Origin of the sequence: uncultured Planktosalinus sp., from assembly GCF_963973675.1 — a bacterium.
GTDB lineage: Bacteria > Bacteroidota > Bacteroidia > Flavobacteriales > Flavobacteriaceae > Planktosalinus.
Genome location: NZ_CAXBAN010000316.1, coordinates 1 through 3,156, shown reverse-complemented (window position 1 = coordinate 3,156; position 3,156 = coordinate 1). Strand labels below are relative to the sequence as shown.

At 36.6% G+C, this 3,156-nt stretch carries 2 protein-coding genes and 1 pseudogene; all 3 read right to left on the bottom strand.

Annotation, left to right across the window (positions count from 1 at the left end; genetic code table 11):
• Nucleotides 1–341: pseudogene (locus AACY61_RS11170) on the bottom strand (hypothetical protein); the annotation flags it as partial.
• A gap of 12 nt (nt 342–353) precedes the next feature.
• On the bottom strand, nt 354–1,886 hold the full coding sequence (locus AACY61_RS11165; RefSeq protein ID WP_339611666.1) for a helicase HerA-like domain-containing protein: 1,533 nt from the start codon (nt 1,884–1,886) through the stop codon (nt 354–356).
• 120 nt (nt 1,887–2,006) lie between these two features.
• The coding region (locus AACY61_RS11160) for a T9SS type A sorting domain-containing protein (RefSeq protein ID WP_339611665.1) at nt 2,007–3,156 on the bottom strand (1,150 nt) is incomplete at its 5' end.

The window sequence follows — 3,156 nt, the reverse complement described above, 5'->3', positions numbered from 1 at the left end:
CTGTTTAAGTTCAGGCCGTTTTCAGTTTGATATCGGCTGTCAAAAATCTGGATGTTATTAATTCTTGCTTCTGGATCTTTACTTTTTTGAGGCGTGATGAGTAAAAGTTTGTTGCCTCCTGTCTCATAAATTTCAAATTGTTCCATTGCAGACATTCTGTTAGCTTCTTCTGATATAGTTACAATAGAATCATTGGAAAAAATTGAGTCAAGCTGCTTGATTTTGGTTTCTTTGGTGATAGCACCTATACCATTTGAATCAATCAGAAAGGGGTCTTTATCTTCTCCGCAAGCGGTAAAAAGTAATCCCGTTATACTTAAGGTTAAAATTGTTTTTTTCATGTTTTTTTGTTTTTATTTAATCATTTTTCCCAATATTCCCAAAATACTTCTAATCACAGTGGGGCTTGAAAGCAATTTCGTAATTGGGTTTTGTGTTGTTCTCCTGCTTGAAGTTGTTTTGCTTCTAGAGGATGCCTTGGAAGCGGCCTCACGTTCGTGCCTGGCTTTTTCGATAGCGTCTTGTTTTTCAGCAAAGGCAATTTTTTCATTCAATAACTCATAGGCGCTTTCCCTGTCAATAGCTTCATTGTATTTTTTTACAAGTTTTGATTGGTCAATCAGGGTGTTTATTTCATTTGTTTGAAGGATGTCCATCCTGCTCATTGGTGCTCTCAACATGGTTGCTGCTAGTGGTGTTGGAATTCCTTTTTCATTTAATGCAGAAATTAGTGCTTCACCAATTCCCAATGAAGTTAAAATTTCATCGGTTTTGTAGTATTCTGAAATTGGATAGTTTTCAGCAGAAAGCTTAATGGCTTTTCTGTCTTTGGCGGTAAAAGCTCTCAAAGCATGCTGTACTTTAAGCCCCAATTGGCTTAATACTTCTTGAGGAACATCAGTAGGGTTTTGAGTTACAAAAAAAATACCGACTCCTTTAGACCTGATGAGCTTGACAATTGCTTCAATTTGGTCTAGCAATGCCTTTGATGCATTGCTGAAAATTAAATGAGCTTCTTCAATGAAGATGACTAATTTAGGTTTGTCACTGTCACCTTGTTCAGGAAAGGTTGCATAGATTTCTGCCAATAGACAGAGCATAAATGTAGAAAATAATTTAGGACGGTCCTGAATATCTGTGAGTCTTAAAACATTGATGAAGCCCATACCTCGGTCATCTGTTCTTAAAAAGTCTTGTGGATCAAAAGATCGTTCTCCAAAAAACAAATCGCCACCTTGATGTTCCAATTCTACAATTTTTCGAAGAATGGCTCCCGTGGAGGCGCTTGATATTCTTCCATATTCGTTTTCAATTTCTTCTTTACCTTCATTGGTGCTGTATTGAAGGATTTTTTTTAAGTCGTTCAAATCTAATAATGGCAGGTGATGGTCATCACAATATTTAAAGAGCACAGATAATATGCCCGATTGTACATCAGATAAATCAAGAATTCGTGATAATAAAACGGGTCCAAACTCAGACACTGTGGCTCTTAATCGAGCACCTTTTTCTTCAGAAAGGGACAGCAATTCAACCGGAAATGTTTTTGTTTGATAAGGGAGGCCAATTTTTTGATGTCGTTCGGTTATAAATGGTTTTTCTTCACCGGGTTGAGCTACACCACTCAAATCTCCTTTGATGTCCATTAAAAGTACCGGAACTCCTTTTTCAGAAAGGTTTTCAGACAATACCTGAAGGGTTTTTGACTTACCGGTTCCAGTTGCTCCCGCAATCAAACCGTGGCGGTTTAATGTTTTTAAAGGTATTTTTACAAAGGCGTCGGTCAATGTTTCGCCATTAAACATCGCTGACCCCATTGTTATAAAATCTCCTTTGGTGGTATAACCAGTTGTGATGTGATTGAAAAAGTCTTCTTTTGTTGCCATAGTTGAAATTTTGTATAAAAATAGCAATACTATTCTATGTGCAATAATCTTTTGAAAGATTAAAATAAAAAAGTCGTCAATGTGGTGAATTGACGACTTTTTTTGTATTGTGAAAGGTCCTTACTTAATAATCAATTTTTTGATTACTGTTGAGTTATCTTGTTTGATTGATATAAAATACAATCCTGAAGCATAATCTGAAACATTTAAAACCGCAGTTTGATTTCCATTGAGCTCAACTGAGTTTGATTTAAAAACAGTTTGTCCCAATGTGTTTATAATAGTTAGTTCCATTTCTGAAGTGGGCACACTTCCAAACCTTAAAAACACCTCATTGGATGTGGGATTTGGATACATTGTAAATTGCACGCTTTCAAAACTCTGATTAGAAAGAAACCCTTCCACGTTAATGTTATCAATATAGGTGCTGTTGCCATAGCCACAAACATTTATAAATCTAAATTGTACCAGTTCACCCAGATAATCTGAAAGGTCCACCTGTTCCTCTCTCCAGTTTCCTGGTGCAGAAGGTGTCCAGTTTGAAGTGATATAAGAGGGCATAGTTGATAAATCCAAACCAGATTTTTCATATACTGTAGTAAATGTTTGGCCACAATCAGTCGAAACCTCTACTCGTAAACCATCTGAAAAACCAGAGGAATACTGAGCTTTTGCTAAGTCAAATGTCATTTGAGCTGCAGTAGCAAAGGTCAAATCAAAAATTTCTGTTTGAAATATGTCTTCTTCACCTTCGGCGTTGTAAGAGAAATTATTAAAATAAGCTGTTGTTCCCGTGGCACCATCGCTGCCAATAATTCCTGAACGCTCTTCCCAGGTGTCATCATTATCTGGATTGAATAATTGCCATCCGTTTGGTGGAAAACCATTAGTTTCAAAATCTTCAGAAAAATCAATGGCGGTTGCTTCAGATATTGAATAAAACTCAATAGATTGGTCATTATTTGAAGGGTTTTCATCTCCAGTCAATGCAATTTCAACCATTAAAGTATATTCACCTGAATCTTCCAATTCCAATGTGGTATCAAACTCATAATCAATTTGTTCGCCTGAATTGATGGTTGCCGATATAGTTTCTTCAACCAGCGGTTCACTATTGACTTGATAGCGGATAGTGATGTTGGTTTGAGGATCTATACCGGTGTTGGCAACGGTTGCGGAAATAACAACAGGTTCAGGATTACATACAAAATTGAATTCGCTTGGGTCATTATTTATATTGAGAAGCGCGACATCATTAGTCAATGAGCAA